At 37.4% G+C, this 17362-nt stretch carries 28 protein-coding genes and 1 pseudogene; 20 read left to right on the plus strand and 9 right to left on the minus strand.

Annotated features, from left to right (window positions below; all coding sequences use genetic code 11):
* The first annotated feature begins 12 nt into the window (after positions 1–12).
* The 5 genes from V6E90_RS05860 (at position 13) to V6E90_RS05880 (ending at position 2264) form a co-directional block, all read left to right on the plus strand.
* Complete coding sequence (locus tag V6E90_RS05860; RefSeq protein WP_262758607.1) at positions 13–294, plus strand: class II holin family protein; 282 nt, start codon at positions 13–15, stop codon at positions 292–294.
* Positions 284–496, plus strand: a complete 213-nt coding sequence (locus V6E90_RS05865) for a hypothetical protein (protein ID WP_004805867.1) — start codon at positions 284–286, stop codon at positions 494–496. The genes V6E90_RS05860 and V6E90_RS05865 overlap by 11 nt, the downstream gene beginning before the upstream one ends.
* Before the next feature lie 60 nt (positions 497–556).
* A complete protein-coding gene (locus V6E90_RS05870; protein WP_332604790.1) occupies positions 557–1114 on the plus strand; it encodes a lysozyme in 558 nt (185 codons plus the stop codon).
* 182 nt (positions 1115–1296) lie between these two features.
* The gene (locus V6E90_RS05875) at positions 1297–1785 is read left to right on the plus strand and encodes a hypothetical protein (RefSeq protein WP_332604791.1); all 489 of its coding nucleotides are present in this window, start codon (positions 1297–1299) and stop codon (positions 1783–1785) included.
* A 50-nt stretch (positions 1786–1835) separates the two neighbouring features.
* A complete protein-coding gene (locus V6E90_RS05880) occupies positions 1836–2264 on the plus strand; it encodes a hypothetical protein (RefSeq protein ID WP_332604792.1) in 429 nt (142 codons plus the stop codon).
* A gap of 70 nt (positions 2265–2334) precedes the next feature.
* Here the strand turns inward: V6E90_RS05880 and V6E90_RS05885 are convergent, their stop codons facing one another.
* Entirely contained in the window at positions 2335–2604 is a 270-nt protein-coding gene (locus tag V6E90_RS05885) for a PAAR domain-containing protein (protein ID WP_332604793.1), read from the minus strand.
* Positions 2605–2947: 343 nt separating this feature from the next.
* Positions 2948–3148, minus strand: coding sequence for a hypothetical protein (locus tag V6E90_RS05890; protein ID WP_332604794.1), 201 nt, complete (start codon positions 3146–3148; stop codon positions 2948–2950).
* Between the two features lie 746 nt (positions 3149–3894).
* On the opposite strand from V6E90_RS05890, the gene V6E90_RS05895 reads away from it, so the two are divergent.
* The 5 genes from V6E90_RS05895 (at position 3895) to V6E90_RS05915 (ending at position 5240) form a co-directional block, all read left to right on the plus strand.
* The gene (locus tag V6E90_RS05895) at positions 3895–4062 is read left to right on the plus strand and encodes a hypothetical protein (RefSeq protein ID WP_332604795.1); all 168 of its coding nucleotides are present in this window, start codon (positions 3895–3897) and stop codon (positions 4060–4062) included.
* Positions 4063–4128: 66 nt separating this feature from the next.
* Positions 4129–4329: a hypothetical protein gene (locus V6E90_RS05900; RefSeq protein WP_332604796.1), complete on the plus strand. Its 201-nt coding sequence runs from the start codon at positions 4129–4131 to the stop codon at positions 4327–4329.
* Between the two features lie 50 nt (positions 4330–4379).
* Positions 4380–4592, plus strand: coding sequence for a hypothetical protein (locus V6E90_RS05905; RefSeq protein ID WP_332604797.1), 213 nt, complete (start codon positions 4380–4382; stop codon positions 4590–4592).
* A gap of 103 nt (positions 4593–4695) precedes the next feature.
* Positions 4696–4917 (plus strand): hypothetical protein, encoded by a 222-nt coding sequence (locus tag V6E90_RS05910; RefSeq protein ID WP_332604798.1) that lies wholly within the window; start codon positions 4696–4698, stop codon positions 4915–4917.
* Positions 4902–5240, plus strand: a complete 339-nt coding sequence (locus tag V6E90_RS05915) for a hypothetical protein (protein ID WP_332604799.1) — start codon at positions 4902–4904, stop codon at positions 5238–5240. Before V6E90_RS05910 ends, V6E90_RS05915 begins: the two co-directional genes overlap by 16 nt.
* Before the next feature lie 26 nt (positions 5241–5266).
* On the opposite strand, the pseudogene V6E90_RS05920 reads toward V6E90_RS05915, so the two are convergent.
* A pseudogene (locus V6E90_RS05920) lies at positions 5267–5512 on the minus strand (SOS response-associated peptidase family protein); the annotation flags it as partial.
* Between the two features lie 445 nt (positions 5513–5957).
* Here V6E90_RS05920 and map point away from each other — a divergent pair.
* On the plus strand, positions 5958–6752 hold the full coding sequence (gene map / locus V6E90_RS05925) for a type I methionyl aminopeptidase (RefSeq protein ID WP_016539926.1): 795 nt from the start codon (positions 5958–5960) through the stop codon (positions 6750–6752).
* Positions 6753–6779: 27 nt separating this feature from the next.
* Here the strand turns inward: map and V6E90_RS05930 are convergent, their stop codons facing one another.
* Positions 6780–7700: a LysR family transcriptional regulator gene (locus V6E90_RS05930; protein WP_004653784.1), complete on the minus strand. Its 921-nt coding sequence runs from the start codon at positions 7698–7700 to the stop codon at positions 6780–6782.
* Between the two features lie 55 nt (positions 7701–7755).
* Positions 7756–8184, minus strand: a complete 429-nt coding sequence (locus V6E90_RS05935) for a guanosine-3',5'-bis(diphosphate) 3'-pyrophosphohydrolase (RefSeq protein WP_332604800.1) — start codon at positions 8182–8184, stop codon at positions 7756–7758.
* Between the two features lie 80 nt (positions 8185–8264).
* Between V6E90_RS05935 and V6E90_RS05940 the strand changes: the two genes are divergently transcribed.
* Entirely contained in the window at positions 8265–8588 is a 324-nt protein-coding gene (locus tag V6E90_RS05940) for a hypothetical protein (protein ID WP_016539928.1), read from the plus strand.
* A 51-nt stretch (positions 8589–8639) separates the two neighbouring features.
* Here V6E90_RS05940 and grxD read toward each other — a convergent pair whose 3' ends face one another.
* Entirely contained in the window at positions 8640–8981 is a 342-nt protein-coding gene (gene grxD, locus V6E90_RS05945; protein WP_004639270.1) for a Grx4 family monothiol glutaredoxin, read from the minus strand.
* Between the two features lie 163 nt (positions 8982–9144).
* On the opposite strand from grxD, the gene V6E90_RS05950 reads away from it, so the two are divergent.
* Positions 9145–10359 carry an aspartate aminotransferase family protein gene (locus V6E90_RS05950; RefSeq protein WP_065342119.1) on the plus strand — a complete coding sequence of 405 codons (1215 nt, stop codon included), beginning with the start codon at positions 9145–9147 and terminating at the stop codon, positions 10357–10359.
* A 61-nt stretch (positions 10360–10420) separates the two neighbouring features.
* Here the strand turns inward: V6E90_RS05950 and V6E90_RS05955 are convergent, their stop codons facing one another.
* The 3 genes from V6E90_RS05955 to V6E90_RS05965 form a co-directional block, all read right to left on the minus strand.
* On the minus strand, positions 10421–10852 hold the full coding sequence (locus tag V6E90_RS05955) for a CBS domain-containing protein (protein ID WP_016539930.1): 432 nt from the start codon (positions 10850–10852) through the stop codon (positions 10421–10423).
* Between the two features lie 138 nt (positions 10853–10990).
* Positions 10991–11368, minus strand: coding sequence for a DUF2750 domain-containing protein (locus V6E90_RS05960; protein ID WP_016539931.1), 378 nt, complete (start codon positions 11366–11368; stop codon positions 10991–10993).
* 324 nt (positions 11369–11692) lie between these two features.
* Complete coding sequence (locus V6E90_RS05965) at positions 11693–11926, minus strand: hypothetical protein (RefSeq protein ID WP_004653777.1); 234 nt, start codon at positions 11924–11926, stop codon at positions 11693–11695.
* A 226-nt stretch (positions 11927–12152) separates the two neighbouring features.
* Here V6E90_RS05965 and V6E90_RS05970 point away from each other — a divergent pair, with 226 nt between their 5' ends.
* The 7 genes from V6E90_RS05970 (at position 12153) to V6E90_RS06000 (ending at position 17310) form a co-directional block, all read left to right on the plus strand.
* Positions 12153–12512 carry a hypothetical protein gene (locus tag V6E90_RS05970; RefSeq protein ID WP_016539932.1) on the plus strand — a complete coding sequence of 120 codons (360 nt, stop codon included), beginning with the start codon at positions 12153–12155 and terminating at the stop codon, positions 12510–12512.
* A 111-nt stretch (positions 12513–12623) separates the two neighbouring features.
* Positions 12624–12953, plus strand: a complete 330-nt coding sequence (locus tag V6E90_RS05975) for a hypothetical protein (protein WP_065342118.1) — start codon at positions 12624–12626, stop codon at positions 12951–12953.
* 118 nt (positions 12954–13071) lie between these two features.
* Positions 13072–14187, plus strand: a complete 1116-nt coding sequence (ftsY, locus tag V6E90_RS05980; RefSeq protein ID WP_065342117.1) for a signal recognition particle-docking protein FtsY — start codon at positions 13072–13074, stop codon at positions 14185–14187.
* Positions 14188–14277: 90 nt separating this feature from the next.
* Positions 14278–15093: a tetratricopeptide repeat protein gene (locus tag V6E90_RS05985; protein WP_262758820.1), complete on the plus strand. Its 816-nt coding sequence runs from the start codon at positions 14278–14280 to the stop codon at positions 15091–15093.
* A 135-nt stretch (positions 15094–15228) separates the two neighbouring features.
* The gene (locus tag V6E90_RS05990; RefSeq protein ID WP_016539937.1) at positions 15229–15825 is read left to right on the plus strand and encodes a nitroreductase family protein; all 597 of its coding nucleotides are present in this window, start codon (positions 15229–15231) and stop codon (positions 15823–15825) included.
* 223 nt (positions 15826–16048) lie between these two features.
* Complete coding sequence (locus tag V6E90_RS05995) at positions 16049–16732, plus strand: YccT family protein (RefSeq protein WP_262758819.1); 684 nt, start codon at positions 16049–16051, stop codon at positions 16730–16732.
* 59 nt (positions 16733–16791) lie between these two features.
* Entirely contained in the window at positions 16792–17310 is a 519-nt protein-coding gene (locus V6E90_RS06000) for a GNAT family N-acetyltransferase (protein WP_016539939.1), read from the plus strand.
* Positions 17311–17362: the final 52 nt, after the last annotated feature.

A 17362-nucleotide genomic window follows, 5' to 3' on the forward strand; every position in this document is an offset into this window, starting at 1 on the left:
CGGAGACATGAAATGCAAGAACAAGCAGCAAGTGCGGTTGAAGCTGCTACAAACACAATCGCGGCAACAGCACCAAAAATATCTTATATGTCAGCGGGGGCATCAGTGGCAGCGTATGCAGCAAGTATTGATTGGGCAGTATGGTTTTCTGTCTTTATTGGTGTGATTTCGTTTTTCACAACGCTGTATTTTAAACGGCGTGATGACAAGCGAGCGCAAGAGATCCACGAATTGCGAAAGAAGCAATATGAACAAACCAAACAACGTATAAAGGGGGAATTTGATGACAAGTGAACAGACTCGGGCTTATCTGGCCTTTGCCTTGGTTGCTTTAATGTTTGTCTTGGTAATCGCATTATTCTTTGTCGATATGCCGCGGGAAAACAGCAATCTGATTAATACGGCGTTGGGTTTTATTGCAGGGGCAATGACAACCGCTTGCGGTTTCTACTTTGGTAGTTCAGAGCAGGAAAAGAAGAAAGATAAAGACATCTAAAACGCGCAAATACAAAACAGCCGCCTTATGGGCGGTTTTCTACTTTTAGAGGATAGTAATATGGATAGAAAACCATTTTTCGATGCTGCACGTGTACTAGCGGGCGGCAAACTTACCCAAACCCAAGTTGATGATCTAAATAAAGTCGTAGATAAATTATCACCGGCACAAGACATGGCCACAAGCCAAGTAGGTATCAACTTAATCACCAGCTTTGAAGATCTGGTGCTTACAGCTTATGACGATGGTGTGGGAGTGTGGACCATTGGCTTTGGCACCACGGTTTATCCAAGCGGCGTTAAAGTTAAGAAGGGTGATGTGTGCACAAAAGCGCAAGCAGTGTCTTTTTTTCAACATGATTTGCGGCGTTTTGAGGCTGCAGTAAATCAGGCTGTAAAAGTCATGATTAATCAAAATCAGTTTGATGCTCTTGTATCGCTGGCCTATAACATCGGCGAAACTGCATTTAAAGGTTCTACACTGGTTAAGCAATTGAATGCGGGCAACTATAAAGCTGCAGCTGATCAGTTCCCGCAATGGAATAAAGGTGGTGGGAAAGTATTGAAAGGGCTTGTACGTCGCCGTGCTGCTGAAAGAGAGTTATTCTTAAAAAAGTAATTTATCACTGCTGCAGGCGCTCAGTGGTTTCATTGATCATGAGTGCCTGTATCTTGTGTCTTTTACATGGGAAGTCTAAGCATAAACGGTGGTAAAATTATTGTTAAATATGTGTTTCATATCACCCTTTTGTTTTTAAATGCAAACTGCTATGCTTTATTTTATTTTCTAAGGTGTTGAAATTGAATAAGTTCATAAGCATCCTATTAATATTAATCTTATTAACAACAAACACTTATGCAGCTATTACTTTAATTGGCACTTCATCAGAGGCTGATAAAGATTTATTAGTCGGTGATCCAGTGTATATGAGAGATGGTGTAATCAACTTAACCTATTTTCTTAAGGTAAAAGATAACCAATATGCGGAATTAAAAGATAGGACTGTAAATCAAAATGGAAAAGTCATTAAGGTAAATACCCTAAAGTTTAATGTTTTTCAAAAAGATATGATTGTGAATTGTAATTCAATGTCAGGTGTTTGGGTGTCAGATATATGGTGGAATAATAGTCAGATAGTATCTAAGAACGCTAGGAATGCACTAGGGCAAAAGTTATTAGCACAAAAAGGGATTACAACACCTCTTATAACTTTAGAGCCCAATTCTGATGCTCAAAGAGCAGCTGCTTATCAATGTGATAATGCGATAAAACTAAAAAAATATAACTAATGATTGTTATAGCCGAAAAAATTCTGGTAAAGACTAAGGTTTATTTTTTAATGAAACTGAAAACTGTACTTCTTATTTTATGTGTAATTGGGTTCTTGTTGTTTTTGGCTGGTGTAGATACCAATGTTTATGCCTATAACATTAGCATTTTATTTTTTTCTATAGGCACGCTTTTTAGCGTATATTTTTTAGCGAAAAAAGACTATCAGACTAGTTTTATTTGCTTAGTAACTTTTGGTCCAATCTTATGGATTTTAGTAGATGTTAAAAACACTGAAGCTGCTAAAATGCATCGAGAAATTTTTACTATTTTATGGAAGAATGATTGCGAATATACAGGCGAAAATGTCCCTATAGACGAGGAGTCTGTAGCTTTGCTTTATAGATGTAAAAATGGACAAGAAGTCTCAACTGAAGAAATCAGAAAAAGAATTATAGAACGAAAAATAGACAACATTATAGATAGTCAATATGACTAATAGATGTTTTCCCTGTAGAGTTCGCACTAAGCATAATTAAAAAATATTCATGTTGGGATATATGTAAAAGCTATTTAGAGGATGTATATTGATCTTCAGATGGTAGTAATAATTTACAGCCACAAGATAGCAAGCCTCCCTCACGTGCAACAGGTAAACCACCAAACCGTGTTTCTGTGTCACCCGTCATTATAAAAGCAACAGTATTATGTGTAGGACAAGTAGCCTCGTCTCCAACGCAGGCAATTGGCTTGCCATTAATCAGAAAGTTTTTATTTCCACTAATAACTTTGCCACCGCCAGTTGTTGGAGATCCTACAACTATGTGATGTTTACTCATAATAATGTGACTCATCACATAAATTTGAAAAACATAATAACAGAATATATAGAAAGATCTGTATTTATGAAGGTATCAATAAAAATATTTTGAAAAAAATTAATATCTAAGACTAGGTTCGGATAGTACAACAGGGATTATAAAAACCAATTATAACTGGATTCTTTACGGTTAGCACCAAAACAGTATCGCATTCAATTTTTGTTTTAAATTTTTACAAATAAAAGGTACGATAAATATTTAAATTGTAGTATTTTTAATAAACCCATATTAATACTTAATAATAATTAGAAGAATTTGATTGGGTTTAGGCATAAGCCCTAGTCTTATACTATGGGCTTTTTTATTGTCTGTAGTTATTAGAATTAATTTTTTTAGCATATAGCTCAATAGCTTTAGCAATAATTTTACCTTGCGGTTCGCCAGTTTGATCCGAAAGCGATTTAATCAAAATGATTGTAGTTTTAGGAAGGCTATAACCCCTCTTCGCAATACCTCGTTTCTCATCACTTTTAGCTTGAACATGTGTCCTATTTGTAGACATATCTCTTACCCTAAAGGTTATTAATGACTGGTGTAGGCTAGCAGATCTGTAGGTTTCATCCCTAATGAGTTATATAATGTAGGTGTACCTATGTATTGGTCAACCCCAAATGATACAAAAATTAATCTTAGTTACTTGAGAGAGAATCTAGTTGGACGAAAAGGAAAAGATTTAGGCTTATATTTATAAGGGAAAAATATTTCATGGTTTAAATTTATTGGATAAGTATAGTAAAATAATTACAAATTTTAACCGTATTTTTTAAAAAAAAAGAGTAAATTAAGCTAAACGGTAAAGAACCAAACCCTCAATTTTACTGTTTTTTAGTTTATAACCCATATGCACACCCCAAGCTATGGGTTTTTTTCTGTTATATTGTACCTGAAGGAAAATTATATAATATTTAGTGTGCTAAACAGAGAAATGTATAGACAACTATTGAAATAAGGATTGAGGTTTATAAGATATCAGGCTATATTTTTACTGATTGCATAGGGTTCACAACCATTCAATCAAACCAGAAAGCCCACTGAAAGGTGGGTTTTTTTGTTAGTAAAAAATTTACAAACTGATATGTTTTGCAAATAGGTAATTCATTAATTTTTTATGATTATTTTTAAATTTCTATATAAGTTATTGTTTATAATAGAAATTATATGTTACGGATATTTTGTCGACAAACAATAAATCTTCCTGCAATAGTGTGCGCTGTCAGCAATTTGATATTTCTTATCAAATGGAGTTGTATGAAAGAGTTTCTTAATATTTGGGTCAAAGACCAATTTGATGTAAAGCAGCAGGCTTTCGCAACTGTAAAAAACTTAGAGAACACAGAAATTTCTTTAGCAAATAAAGTTCAAAGAATTGAAATTAATGGAAAAGTGCTTAGGCCTAGTATAGATTTGGTTTTTTGAAAATCAAGAAGATGGTAAAGTTTATAAGGTTCTAAATTTATTTTAATAGAAATGTAGAGTTTTATAATGGTCATAATCCTAAAAAGTATTGCTAATGGTACAAAGATAAAAGTTGAAAGACTCAATTCTAGCAAATGGGTTGATGAGAATGGTGTTGAGTTATCAAATCAACAGCATATTAAGATTTTAAATGATGCCCAGATTGGAGCTGAGATTGGTGGTCTTTTATATGAATCTAGATATCAAATAATTGAGGTCAATACTTAATTTAACCTGAGATTAATAATTGATGATTCTGTAATTTAAAGGAAGTTGATATGACTTTAATCACATTAACAAACAAGGCTACAGACGAAGAAATAAAAGTTAAATCGACTGTGGTCAATTCACCAGATGCTAGCCCTGAAGATATTATTTGGGTATTCGTAGAAGATGATGAGGAAGTACCTAAAGAATATCAGAGCATCCTCAGTATTGGTGAGGTAGGTAGTCTTATTGGAAAAGAGTTTGTAATAACGAAGATTGATTGATTTTTTATCTCTAGATAAAATATCTCACTAAAATTCGTATACATGTGAATTTGGGTGATTTTTTATGGATTCATGAAATTTATATAGAGAGGAAGGAGTGGGCATGATTTTAGATATACTAAGGGATGATTTCTTTAAGTATGAGGTGAAACCTTATCAACTTGTAATAAGTTTAGATACTTATTATCAAATTATGAGGGGCGAACGAGCCATGCAAAGCTCTTTTAAAATAGACAGAAGTGGAAAACTTGGACTTAATATATCTGGTTGTCCCATATATGTCGTTGATAGTCTTGATTCTCCTTATAAATGGTTAGTCCATTAAGTTTAAGAGTTGAAAGATTTGAAATACAAAAGAAAGGAAATTTAGAGTTACTCTATTACGTATTTTATGTTTTTGGTGAATTTTTTTCTTGTGAGATGGTAATGAATAAATTTATTGGTGGATCTTTGGATGATACAGATTTTTATATCAAGGATTTCGACAGAGAGGTATTCTATTTGACGAATATAGATACAATGCAAAAAGAGAGATATTTAAGAACACAGATGCATAGGAATGGGTTGACATATACCTTCTGGGTTTTTGATGGGCTAGATGAAACACTTAAAGCAAAAAGAATAACAGCTTATTTAGGTAACTCTTAATATTGATTTTTAGACCATGCATGTCAAAAGCTAGGCTTTGTTGCCACGGTCTCAGAACGGGCGCTATATGTGTTTTTTACGTTCTTTAGATCATCAGCACAATTTAGAATAAGACCAAAGCGGGCAGATCTCCACTCTAAACCTTGGTCAGTTGCGATGATCATTGGACCATCATAGCCAGGGAAAAGATCCGACCTATACTCAAATGTCGGCTCATATAAGTTTAGTAGTTGAGCTCGGCTTCTAGCAATGGGTTCGTAGTTAGCACACATTTTTATTCCATTGTTCTTGTCTTTAATTTGTTTAATATTACTCCTGTTTTACGCCCCAACTGTTGCAATTTATTGTAAGTTGTTGATATGTATGGTTAATAATATTTAACTGCTTTTATAGAACAAAAAAGCGTTCTTTTGAAACTAATTTATGTGAAATTTGGTTGATTTTTGACTAAAAAGAAATGATTAAAATCATATAATTAGTAATGGTAAAGCTAATATGTTGAAAAGCTTTCTAAAACTCGAAAAATACAGAAGGACGTGAATTTACCCAGATGCGGTCAATCGAGTTTAAATATAAAAATAAAAATGGTCTTTTAGTCTTAAATAGATTGAAGATTTCAATGGGAAGGCGTACAAATATTGAAATACTTTATGCAGTCCCCATATTAATTTTTCTGCATGTGATTTTAATCTGATTGATGAATAAGGAAAATCTCGAATGAGAGCTTCTACTGTGACCATTAAAACTGAACAAGATATCGAGAAATTAAGAATCTCGGGTCGTTTAGCGGCACAAGTGCTGGAAATGATTGGCGCCTATATCAAGCCAGGTGTTTCAACTGAATATTTAGATGATATCTGTAATGATTATATTGTGAATACCTTGCAGGTGATTCCTGCCAATGTGGGCTATCACGGTTTTACCAAGACCACCTGTATTTCAGTCAATGAAGAAGTTTGTCATGCAATTCCTTCTGCAAAAAAGATTTTGCAGGACGGTGATATTTTAAATATTGATGTTGCTGTGATTAAAGATGGTTATTTTGGTGATACTAGTCGTATGTACTTCGTGGGTGAGCCGAGTCCCGAAGCCAAGAAACTGGTGGAAACAACCTATGAAGCCATGCTTGCGGGGATTCATGCAGTCAAACCTGGTGCGACATTAGGTGATATTGGGCATGCGATTCAGTCCGTTGCGCATCGTGACGGTTATAGCATTGTGCGTGAATACTGTGGACATGGGATTGGCCGTATTTACCATGAGCAGCCAAATATCCTGCATTATGGCCAAAAAGGTCAAGGTATGGTCTTGAAAAAAGGCATGGTGTTTACCATTGAACCGATGGTGAATGCGGGTAAACGTTATGTGAAAGAACTCAATGATGGCTGGACTGTAGTGACACAAGATAAGTCTCTATCCGCTCAATGGGAACATATGGTTGCTGTAACAGATGACGGTTTTGAATTATTAACGCCATGGCCAAATGGCACAGGGCATTATCCTGCTGTTTAGGCTACTCAAAAAGAAAAGCGCGATTTGTTAATCGCGCTTTTTTCTGGTTGAACATTGGGTTAGTTGCTCGACCAAATAATCAATGAAGACACGTACTGCAGGAAGTAAACCACGACGAGATGGATAAACAGCATGGAATATACCATGTGGCGCAGTCCATTCTGGTAGTACCGTAACTAATTGCCCAGATTTCACAAAATCTTGGGCAATACTGTCTGGTAGTAACGCAATGCCACAGTTTTGTGTTGCTAACTCAGCCAACATCAAAAGATTTGATCCCATAATCACAGGATTGACTTTAATTTTTTTCTGTTGTTGATCTGGGCCTGTCAGTAAGAACTGTTGATCCAGATGTTCTTCCGACATACTAATAATGCGGTGTTCAGCCAGTTGTTCTGGACTGTTAAGATGACCAAACTCATTTAAATAAGCTTGACTGGCAAAAAGACGTTGTTCAATCGCTTCAAATTGGCGTAATACAAGGTTCGGATCATCATCCAATTTAGAACGCACTCGTAAAGCAAGATCAATTCCTTCGTTAATGACATCAACACGACGGTTGCTGATCATCATCTGAACCCGAACTTCAGGATATTTTTTTAAAAAGGCGGGTAGGATTTTTGCCATCTGGTTTTGTGCGATATCAACAGGCACACTTACTTTAATCACGCCACGGGGCTGGCTGCTTAAATGATTGACCACATCGTGTGCAGCTTGCGCGGCATTCATCATCACTTGCGCATGGCGGTAGACATCCATGCCGATGTCTGTAACAGCAAAGTGACGCGAACTACGTTGAATCAGACGTACACCCAGTTGTTCTTCAAGATTATAAACTCTGCGGCTGAGTTTAGATTTAGGAATGTCAGTTGCACGTTCTGCGGCACTAAAGCCACCGTGCTCTACAACGAGCGCAAAGCAATAAAAATCATCTAAATCCGTTAGCATTAAGCTATAAACTCCAGCTTCTTGTCATCAAGTAAAATTCATACACACGTAATTATTAAACATTTTGGGCCAATAAAATATCTCTAACCTGTTTATATTCGTTCAATCGCTCAAAATCTTTGGCGGTTGGCAATGAAATTCGAGATAAGTCCATATTGTCAGTGATATCTGCCAATTTCACAACACGTGCCAAAGGGTTTTGTACGGTTCGTTGCGCGGCCTGTATTCGAGATTCACCCTGTTGTTTCGTTAGTGCGAGGATGGCCTCGATAATGTGCGCTTGAAATCCCAGCATTTGTAAGTCTTCGATACTGGTATTGGTATCTTCCAAAACATCATGTAAAACAGCAATGATTTTGTGTTCGATACTGGGTACATTCAGCATCACTCTGAGCGGGTGTAAAATATAGGGTGCATTGGCTTTATCAACTTGGCCCTCATGTTGTTTTGCTGCAAATGCAATGGCTTGTTCAAGTGTTGCCATCAGCTAAATCCTCCTATGCAAGATAGATTAGCGCGTCATATTCTTTTAAACTAACTGAAATTTTTAACGCTTTATTATATATGTCATATCAACTTATCAACATTGTCGATGCGACCCAAAACATTGTATGTCCTTTTTGCCAACATGCAGTTTTAGACTGGGATCAGGAGCAATATATTCAACCGTGTGAGCATACGGTATTCATGGCAATGGATTTGGGCTTTGAGTTTATCGCAGATCGCTTTGAAGATGTTTTACCACAATCTGTCGATGAAATTCATGAAGACCCCAATATGAATATTTTTGCTAGTGTGACCCAAGCAAATTATCCTGATTTACAGATTTATAAAGCTGATTTGGGTGTAGAAGGGATGTTCCGCTATGTTGGTTTTAGTCCAAACTAAAATTCTTCCAATAAAAAAGCCAATCATTTGATTGGCTTTTTGCTTTACAGCTTATGCTTCAGGCGCTGGGCTGTACTGTTCAACTAATGGCTTTAATTCGCCATTTTGGAACATTTCAAGCATGATATCGCTACCACCGATTAACTCGCCATTGATCCATAACTGTGGGAAAGTAGGCCAGTTCGCAATTTGTGGTAAAGTTGCACGAATATCTTGATTTTCCAAAATATTTACATAGGCAAATGGACGACCAATTTGGCTAAGTGCTTCTACTGCTCGAGCAGAAAAACCACATTGCGGGAATTGTGGAGTGCCTTTCATGTAAAGTAAAACAGGGTGTTTCGCAATTTGATCACGAATTAACGCTACTGTATCACGCGCTTGTTCCGTCATAGATAGATCCTCTACTAATCTCCCTGCATTATACCTAAAAAAAAGCGTGACGGAGGATTGCAGAAGATTTTTCTTATATAAATGTGACTTTAGGCTTTCAATCTATGCAAGTTTTTGCTTATATAACTTTTTTCACCACAACTAATGATAGATTGAGTTTGTTATGACTAATATCACTCTTGCTCCTGTGCAACCTGATCAACCATCACATCTTATGGCGACTTATGGCCGTCAAGCGATCAGCTTTGTACGAGGACGAGGGGCGTATGTATATACGGCAGATGGTACAGAATATTTAGATGCACTCACAGGCATTGCCGTATGTGGCTTAGGCCATGCACATCCTGTGATTGCAGCGGCAATTGCTGAACAAGCTGCGACATTGGTGCATACCAGTAATTTATTTGAAATTCCTTGGCAAACGGCAGCAGCACAAAAACTAGCTGAAGTTTCAGGTATGGAAGAAATTTTCTTTTCCAACAGCGGTGCAGAATCAAACGAAGGTGCGATCAAAATTGCACGCAAATTTGGCGCACAACAAGGCATTACCAATCCTAAAATTTTAGTTGCTGAACAATCATTCCATGGGCGTACTTTGGCAACCTTGTCTGCAACAGGTAATAAAAAAGTTCAGGAAGGTTTTGCCCCTTTGGTTGAAGGCTTTATTCGCGTCCCTTTTGGTGATGTTGAAGCGATTCAAGAAGCCGCCATCAACCACCCAGATATTGTTGCGATTTTGATTGAGCCGATTCAAGGTGAAGGTGGAGTCAATACTGCACCACAGGGTTTTAGCTATCTGGAAGATGTTCGTGCGCTATGTAATCAGCATAACTGGCTGATGATGCTGGATGAGATTCAAACAGGAAATGGCCGTACAGGTAAATACTTTGCCTATCAGCATACCAATATTGTTCCTGATGTGATGACCACGGCCAAAGGTTTGGGGAATGGCTTTCCAATCGGTGCAGTCATGACCCAAGGTAAAGCAGTAGGCTTACTTGGTGCAGGTAGTCATGGTTCTACTTATGGTGGAACAGTGTTGGGTTCACGTGTGGTATATACAGTGCTTGATACACTAGAAAAGGAAAATGCAGTTGAAAACGCTGCTACTGTGGGCGCTTATATTGTTGATCAGTTAAGCGCACAATTGGCTGATTACAGTGTAAAAGTACGTGGTTTCGGGATGATGATCGGTATTCAATTACCAAAAGACTGCGCTGAATTGGTGGCGATTGCACGTGATGAATATCAATTGATTATCAATGTTACTGCAGGTTCAGTGGTGCGTTTATTGCCGCCGCTAAATATGACACAAGCACAAGCAGATGAATTGTTAAAACGCCTTGTGCCTGCCATTCAAAACTTCCTCAAGGCTTAATTAAGTAATACCTAATAAAAAAGGGCAAATTCATTGCCCTTTTTTATGTCTGGTTAAATCTTTAACCAGAGATATATTGTTGAAGTTGTTCAATCAGAATACGTTGATCATCCATTGCAGCTTTAACCAAATCACCAATGGAGATAAAACCGACTAGCTTCTCTTGATCAAGTACAGGTAAATGACGTAAATGACGATCAGTCATAAGGTTAAGGCATTCTTCTACTGTATGGTTTAAACCAACTGAGATTACTTTTGAAGTCATAATATCCGCGACAGGCGTGTTATTTGAAGAGCGCTCCATCAATGCAATTTTACGGGTATAGTCACGTTCAGAGAAAATCCCGACGACTTTCTCATCTTCAGCAACGACTAAAGCACCTACACCTTTGTCTGCCATAATTTTAATTGCTTCAAGTACAGTCGCATTCGGTGAAATGGTGAAAATTGATTGTACTGCTTTATTCTTGATGACTTGAGCAACGATTGTCATTGTTTATCCACCTGTGTTGTATTGTCATTTTCATTTAACTTAACGGTATTTTTTTTAATTGCAAAGCCCTAATTTCTTCCCAACGATAACTTTTTCACATGAATGTCTAAAAAGTCATCATTGGGATGATGAGAATTATTAAACGGCCACTGCCGTCGGGTGTGGCATAAAGAAAAAGTGCTGCATTTGCTGAGTTGAAAGTTTAAATTTTCGGTGTGAAGAGTTGAATAATGCCGGTTCAACCTGTAAACGGGTCAAGGTCGGAAGCAATGACTCATGAAAATCTTTTGGCGTAATTTTACGTGGCGTGTAGTTTTTCCAGTGAGCTTTTGCATAGCGATGAGCTTGAACGCCGTTGAGCCAGAAAGGGAATACGTGACCGTCTTGATCTGATTTGATGGCCCAACCTTGATGGTACAGACCCCAAAGAACACCACAATACATCATTGTTTTAAGAATTGAAATTTTAAACATCAACTCACGCGAGACTGGTTGGAAATGGTTGAAACGGTACATGTTATTAAACTAATATTCTTAAACTTATGTTTTATTATAAGAAATATAGATGGCAGTTATGTTTAAACAATTGATCTAAATCGTAAGCAAATATTGTTGCGACTTGGAACGCCACCTGAGCAAGACAAAGCGACTAAGCTTTGACGTAGCGCAAGTCAGAAATGTGAAAGGATGGTGTTAATACGTTTTACACAGGTATTAAAAAACGCCACCTGAGCAAGACAAAGCGATGAAGCTTTGACGTAGCGCAAGTCAGAAATGTGAAAGGATAATGTTAATACGTTTTACACAGGTATTAAAAAACGCCACCTAAGTGACGTTTCTTTATGCTTGTAAGGTTGCCATTTTCTGCCAATACTGGGCTTTCAAGGAGTCACGTTCGACTCGGAAGCCTTGATAATACAATTCTGCTAAAAATAATGCCGCTTTACCGTGACCTGCTTTTGCTACTTCCTCTAGCTCTTTTACTGCATCTTGGAAGTTTTTTTGCGATTGAATTGTATTGACCGCATTTGCATATACATGCTCTAGTTCATGGTGTGTAAATTGTTGAATCATATAATAACTCCTTATTTTAATTATGATTACCGCAAATTCTATTCAAAGATACTCTACTTTGAATTTAAGCTACTTTAACTCTGAATTATTAAAGTAATATGACAAATTGATGGAAATGTCAAATATATTAAGTATCTTTGCTTAAATAAAAGCTTACACGATTAAACATTAACCACAAATAATTTTAAGTAAAATCAAAGTGAGAATAATAGAAAAGGAGAATAACATGTCAAATGTCATTGATGGCGTAACTGTGGATGTTCCACCATTAGAAAGTCAAATTATTGCTTTAGCTCATCATCATCGTCAATTGCTTGATGAAGCCATTTTCCATCAAGAAATTCACTTAGGTGATTACTGCTTGGCACAGCGTAAACGCGTGTATGACTTTGCTAGCCATTTAAGCCCAGAGCAAAAAGATCAGTTCTATCGGATCTATGATGGAGAGTTAAAAAATATTGCAGATGACGATGACTTGCATCCTGCCGATGCTGAAAGTGGTGTAGGGATGTTTGCCATTTTTATTACCTTAGTCATCATTGCATTTATTCTGTATTTCTCTTTTGTCCGTACATTGATTAGTTAGTCATTGTTAAAGTGATTTACGTTCAATAAGTTGTGGAATTGTGACTTATTGAACGTTGCACTTGTCCTAAGCGAATCAGAGACATACACTACCTCTAATTCGAGGTAGGTTATGTTGTCTATAATTTCTAAGCATAAAGTGATGCAATCCAAATTAGGATTCAAACTAGACCAATTTTATAATGTTTTGGTCGGTATTATTATTTTGTCTATTTTTATACTCGCGTATAACGCATTACAGCGTCCAATCAATACAGTGCAATATCAAAAAATAGTTCAATACGCGCAGCAAGCCAGTCATCCAAGAACACAGCATTTGGCAGAAGAGGTGTTAACACACAGTTCAATTCGCCGTGTCGACTACCTCAAGTTGTTAAATGCGTATCAATTTGAGTCAAATCGGATTAAGCAATATCCTGCAATGGCAAAAGAAGATGAATGAGTTTTAATCGACTCATTTCTATTGATAAATGAATGACTTGCCATGGTCGGGAAAACCAAATCAATTTATGCTAGACTGACCATCTTTTTTAAAGCTGCTTTAATCTCAAGGAATCGACATGCAACAGCAATCGAATATGCAAAATAAATTCTTGATAAATGCTGATATCGGCGATGACGATGTCACATTACCGAGTTTACCTGCTGTCGATGTTCCCATTATTGAGCCAGTTGTACAGCCAGCAGTTGAAACAGTTGTAGCGGCACCCATTGTCGATCAACCTATGGCCGCTGAAGAAGAGACCAAATCAACGGGTTTCTTTGGTCGTATGAAGGATGGGTTGACTAAAACTCGTCGTAGTTTTACCGATGGCATGGTCAATATCTTAATTGGTGGTAAAGAGATTGATGATGAATTACTAGAAGAGGTTGAAGAGCAGTTATTGGTTGCAGACATTGGTGTCGATGCAACTAAAACCATTATTGCGAACTTGACTGAGCGAACAGCACGTGGTGATTTGATTTATTCACATGCTTTGTATAAAGCATTGCAAGAAGAATTGGTGGCTTTGCTTGCACCGCGTGTTAAACCCTTACATATTGATCCAAATAAATCACCGTATGTGATTTTGATGGTCGGTGTAAATGGTGTTGGTAAAACCACAACCATTGGTAAATTGGCAAAGCGTTTACAAGGTGAAGGCAAAAAAGTGATGTTGGCGGCAGGTGATACCTTCCGTGCAGCAGCAACAGAGCAGCTGCAAATTTGGGGTGAGCGTAATGATATCCCTGTGGTGGCTCAAGGTCATGGTGCGGATAGTGCTTCCGTGATTTTTGATGCTTTTGAAAGTGCGCGTGCTAAAGGCATTGATGTCTTGATCGCCGATACTGCAGGACGTTTGCAGAATAAAGCCAACTTGATGGAAGAGTTGAAAAAAGTAAAGCGTGTAATGCAAAAGATTGATGCAACTGCGCCACATGAGATTATGTTGATTGTAGATGCAGGTACTGGTCAAAATGCAATTAACCAAGTTCAACTGTTTGACGAAGCGGTTGGTTTAACAGGGATTACCATTACCAAGCTGGATGGTACGGCAAAAGGCGGCGTGTTATTTAATATTGCAAGTCGTACTCATGTCCCGATTCGTTATATCGGTGTCGGTGAGAAAATTGATGATTTGCGTCCTTTCTCAGCAAAATCATTTGTTGCTGCATTATTTGAAACCGATAAGTAGTTTTTAAGATGCATAAAAGCCGATTTTTCGGCTTTTATTTTTTTACAAAGTTATTTTCTAAAAAATTAATAATTTAAAAGAGCATTTAAGATGAAATTTTTATTAAAACCTATCGCACGCCTCATTTTAATCTACTCATTCGCAATAACAACGGTCAATGCATTTACAGAGGCTGTAGGAATAAAAGCACTCACAGAGGATGCCGAACAAGGTGATGTTGAAGCACAATATAATTTGGGTGCGATGTATGCAGACGGCGATGGGGTTGAGCAAAACGATGCGAAAGCTTTTGAATGGTTTCAGAAAGCTGCCAATCAAGGAGAAGCATCCGCTCAATATAACTTGGCAGTGATGTATGACAATGGCCGTGGGATTGAAAAAAATGAGCTGGAAGCCGTTAAATGGTATAAGAAAGCGGCTGACCAAGGTGTTGCTTATGCTCAATATAATCTAGCGAATATGTATGCAAACGGACGTGGTATCGCACAAGATGAAGCAAAAGCAGTTGAATGGTATAGCGTAGCTGCGAATAAAGGAAATGTAAAAGCTCAGAACAATTTAGCCTGGATGTATCAAAATGGCAAAGGCGTACCAAAGGATGATCAGAAAGCTTTTAAGTGGTATCAGGTCGCAGCCAAGGAAGGAAACGGCAATGCTCAATACAATCTGGGAGTGATGTATGACAACGGGAAAGGCATCGAAAAGGATGTAAAGCAAGCTTATTACTGGTATTTTAAGGCAGCTGAGCAAGGGGATTTGGATGCACAGCATCATTTAAGAATGTCTTATTTACTAAAACAACTCGATCAATCTGCACAGAAAAGATATAAAATGATTTCAAAAGACTGGGTGATTCCTGTTGTTGATGCTGAGGAAGCGAGTGAGGTAGATTCTGAGGCATATTAGTTTGAGGTCGCTTCAACTGTTTCAAAAATAAAACGATCTGTCATGTTTTTTAGACTATTCCTAAAAAATGCGTCGTTATACACTACATTCAATCCAAGATAACGGCCCAAAGGCCACATAGGTAGGAATAACAACATGAGCAACTTCTTAAATAGCATTAAATCACGCCGTACCATTTATGCGATTGGTAAAAACCTTAGTGTTGACCAAACCAAAGTTGAAGAAACCATCCGTGAAGCGGTAAAACAAAGCCCATCATCATTCAACTCACAAACTTCACGTGTTGTGACTTTATATGGTGATTCTCATGTTAAATTTTGGGAAATCGTACGTGAGACTTTACGTAAAATGGTACCAGCAGAAGCGTTTGCGAATACAAGTGCAAAAATTGATAGCTTTTCAGCTGGTTTTGGTACAGCGTTATTTTATGAAGATCAAGATGTTGTAAAAGGCTTACAAGAGCAATTTGCATTATATGCTGATAACTTCCCTGTATGGTCAGAACATTCAAGTGCAATCGCTCAGTTCGCAACTTGGACAGCTTTGTCAGAAATTGGTGTAGGTGCATCATTACAGCACTACAACCCAATTATTGATGCAGAAGTTGCAGAAACTTTTGATATTCCTGCAAACTGGAAATTACGCGCTCAGCTTGTATTCGGTTCAATTGAAGCAGCGGCAGGTGAGAAAACATATATGGATGATGCTGCACGCTTCAAAACTTTTAATTAAGTTAAAAGCAGCATCAATAAAAGAGCACTTTTGAGTGCTCTTTTTTTATGTGAATTGGAATATTCGCCAAAAGAAGTATGGTGCTTATAATCAAAAATGATGTATATATCTTAAATAAACTAAATTGTTGCAATAGACAGTTTTAATTTTTGTCATAAAATGGTCATAATCGCAGAGCATAGTGCTTACGATTTCATAAATTGTTTATATCGAGAAGAGTCTAATGTCTTTAAGAGTTGGTGTTGCTGCTTTCGGTTTGTTATTAAGTAGTTCAGTTTTTTCTGCAGTCACGATTACTGCCCCTGAAGAAATTGTGATTCTTGCTGTAAATGGTCAAGAAGTAAATACTGGATTAATTCCATCAAAAAAGAATAACTATCAAGTTGATCCGGGTAATTTAACCGTCAATGTTCGTTATCGAGAATATTTTGAACATTTGAATGGTGAGCATGACATCATTAAATCAGGCGTTGTCACGATTCAAGCGCCTGATCTGCAAGACAACCAATCTTATACTTTAGGTCTCGTAAATGCCCCTAAAGATTTTGAAGCAGCAAAAAAATATGCGGATCAACCAACGGTTGCGTTATACGATCAAAATAAAAAATTGGTGGTACAGCAAACAGGTGCAAATAATGAAGCACAGCCTTGGTTTACAGGTAGTAATCTATTAAGTCGTACCTTAGATTTAACACAGAAAAACAAGAACAATGCTGTGAACCAACCTGCACCCGTCTATGCAGGAACAACATCGCAAGCGGTGGCTGTTGCGCCAGTAGCGGTAACAACAGTCGCGACTGTTGGTGCAGCAAAAACCACAGATCAACAATTGGCAGAATTGTGGCAGAAAGCATCTAAAGCTGAACGCCAAAAATTTATGGCTTGGTTAGCGGGTCAAACAAACTAATCTAAATCATAGTAAAAAGCCGATGTTATCATCGGCTTTTTTATTCGGAATAAATAAGAATGAGTTTGAATATTAGAAAAGTGAAGCAGGGTGATTTGGAGCAATTGGTTAAGCTCATCAATATCGCTTATAGAGCGCAATCTGAGCGCAGTTGGACAACTGAAAAGGGATTTGTGCGCGGTGAGCGCATTCGGAAATTTCAATTAGAACAAGAATTGCAGCAACCAAATTTCGAATTATTGGTGGGTGAGTTAGACAAGGATGAGATCATTGCTTGCATAGGGTTAAGCGTGAATGATAATTGTATAGAGATTGGTACTTTTGCTGTTGATCCGAGCATACAGAATCAAGGTTATGGTCGTGAAATGCTAAATTATGCTGAATTATATATTCGTAAAACCTATCCAAAGCTTCGTGATTTAGTCATGCATGTTTTAGATGTCCGTACTGAACTGTTGGCCTATTATCAGCGTCGTGGTTACCAAATAACGGGGCGGAAAAGTGAATATCCACTTGAGGCAAATGTAGGACAACCGCTTGTGTCTATTCAGCTGATTGAAATGAAAAAATCTCTTTAAGGCATAAAAAGAGCCATGATGGGTGGAAACAATCATGGCTCAAAAAAAGGAG

Source organism: Acinetobacter sp. ESBL14, assembly GCF_036668815.1.
Classification (GTDB): Bacteria; Pseudomonadota; Gammaproteobacteria; order Pseudomonadales; family Moraxellaceae; genus Acinetobacter; species Acinetobacter gyllenbergii.

Coding starts and splice junctions, on each gene's coding strand:
- V6E90_RS05940 (WP_016539928.1), top strand. CDS start 8,265: ATGTCATATCAACTTATCAACATTGTCGATGCGACCCAAAACATTGTA.
- V6E90_RS06000 (WP_016539939.1), top strand. CDS start 16,792: ATGAGTTTGAATATTAGAAAAGTGAAGCAGGGTGATTTGGAGCAATTG.
- V6E90_RS05990 (WP_016539937.1), top strand. CDS start 15,229: ATGAGCAACTTCTTAAATAGCATTAAATCACGCCGTACCATTTATGCG.
- V6E90_RS05860 (WP_262758607.1), top strand. CDS start 13: ATGCAAGAACAAGCAGCAAGTGCGGTTGAAGCTGCTACAAACACAATC.
- grxD (WP_004639270.1), bottom strand. CDS start 8,981: ATGACGGAACAAGCGCGTGATACAGTAGCGTTAATTCGTGATCAAATT.
- V6E90_RS05865 (WP_004805867.1), top strand. CDS start 284: ATGACAAGTGAACAGACTCGGGCTTATCTGGCCTTTGCCTTGGTTGCT.
- V6E90_RS05880 (WP_332604792.1), top strand. CDS start 1,836: ATGAAACTGAAAACTGTACTTCTTATTTTATGTGTAATTGGGTTCTTG.
- V6E90_RS05970 (WP_016539932.1), top strand. CDS start 12,153: ATGTCAAATGTCATTGATGGCGTAACTGTGGATGTTCCACCATTAGAA.
- V6E90_RS05890 (WP_332604794.1), bottom strand. CDS start 3,148: ATGTCTACAAATAGGACACATGTTCAAGCTAAAAGTGATGAGAAACGA.
- V6E90_RS05900 (WP_332604796.1), top strand. CDS start 4,129: ATGGTCATAATCCTAAAAAGTATTGCTAATGGTACAAAGATAAAAGTT.
- V6E90_RS05930 (WP_004653784.1), bottom strand. CDS start 7,700: ATGCTAACGGATTTAGATGATTTTTATTGCTTTGCGCTCGTTGTAGAG.
- V6E90_RS05885 (WP_332604793.1), bottom strand. CDS start 2,604: ATGAGTAAACATCACATAGTTGTAGGATCTCCAACAACTGGCGGTGGC.
- V6E90_RS05910 (WP_332604798.1), top strand. CDS start 4,696: ATGATTTTAGATATACTAAGGGATGATTTCTTTAAGTATGAGGTGAAA.
- V6E90_RS05960 (WP_016539931.1), bottom strand. CDS start 11,368: ATGTACCGTTTCAACCATTTCCAACCAGTCTCGCGTGAGTTGATGTTT.
- ftsY (WP_065342117.1), top strand. CDS start 13,072: ATGCAACAGCAATCGAATATGCAAAATAAATTCTTGATAAATGCTGAT.
- V6E90_RS05995 (WP_262758819.1), top strand. CDS start 16,049: ATGTCTTTAAGAGTTGGTGTTGCTGCTTTCGGTTTGTTATTAAGTAGT.
- V6E90_RS05965 (WP_004653777.1), bottom strand. CDS start 11,926: ATGATTCAACAATTTACACACCATGAACTAGAGCATGTATATGCAAAT.
- V6E90_RS05935 (WP_332604800.1), bottom strand. CDS start 8,184: ATGGCAACACTTGAACAAGCCATTGCATTTGCAGCAAAACAACATGAG.
- V6E90_RS05955 (WP_016539930.1), bottom strand. CDS start 10,852: ATGACAATCGTTGCTCAAGTCATCAAGAATAAAGCAGTACAATCAATT.
- V6E90_RS05985 (WP_262758820.1), top strand. CDS start 14,278: ATGAAATTTTTATTAAAACCTATCGCACGCCTCATTTTAATCTACTCA.
- map (WP_016539926.1), top strand. CDS start 5,958: ATGAGAGCTTCTACTGTGACCATTAAAACTGAACAAGATATCGAGAAA.
- V6E90_RS05950 (WP_065342119.1), top strand. CDS start 9,145: ATGACTAATATCACTCTTGCTCCTGTGCAACCTGATCAACCATCACAT.
- V6E90_RS05915 (WP_332604799.1), top strand. CDS start 4,902: ATGGTTAGTCCATTAAGTTTAAGAGTTGAAAGATTTGAAATACAAAAG.
- V6E90_RS05905 (WP_332604797.1), top strand. CDS start 4,380: ATGACTTTAATCACATTAACAAACAAGGCTACAGACGAAGAAATAAAA.
- V6E90_RS05895 (WP_332604795.1), top strand. CDS start 3,895: ATGAAAGAGTTTCTTAATATTTGGGTCAAAGACCAATTTGATGTAAAG.
- V6E90_RS05975 (WP_065342118.1), top strand. CDS start 12,624: ATGTTGTCTATAATTTCTAAGCATAAAGTGATGCAATCCAAATTAGGA.
- V6E90_RS05870 (WP_332604790.1), top strand. CDS start 557: ATGGATAGAAAACCATTTTTCGATGCTGCACGTGTACTAGCGGGCGGC.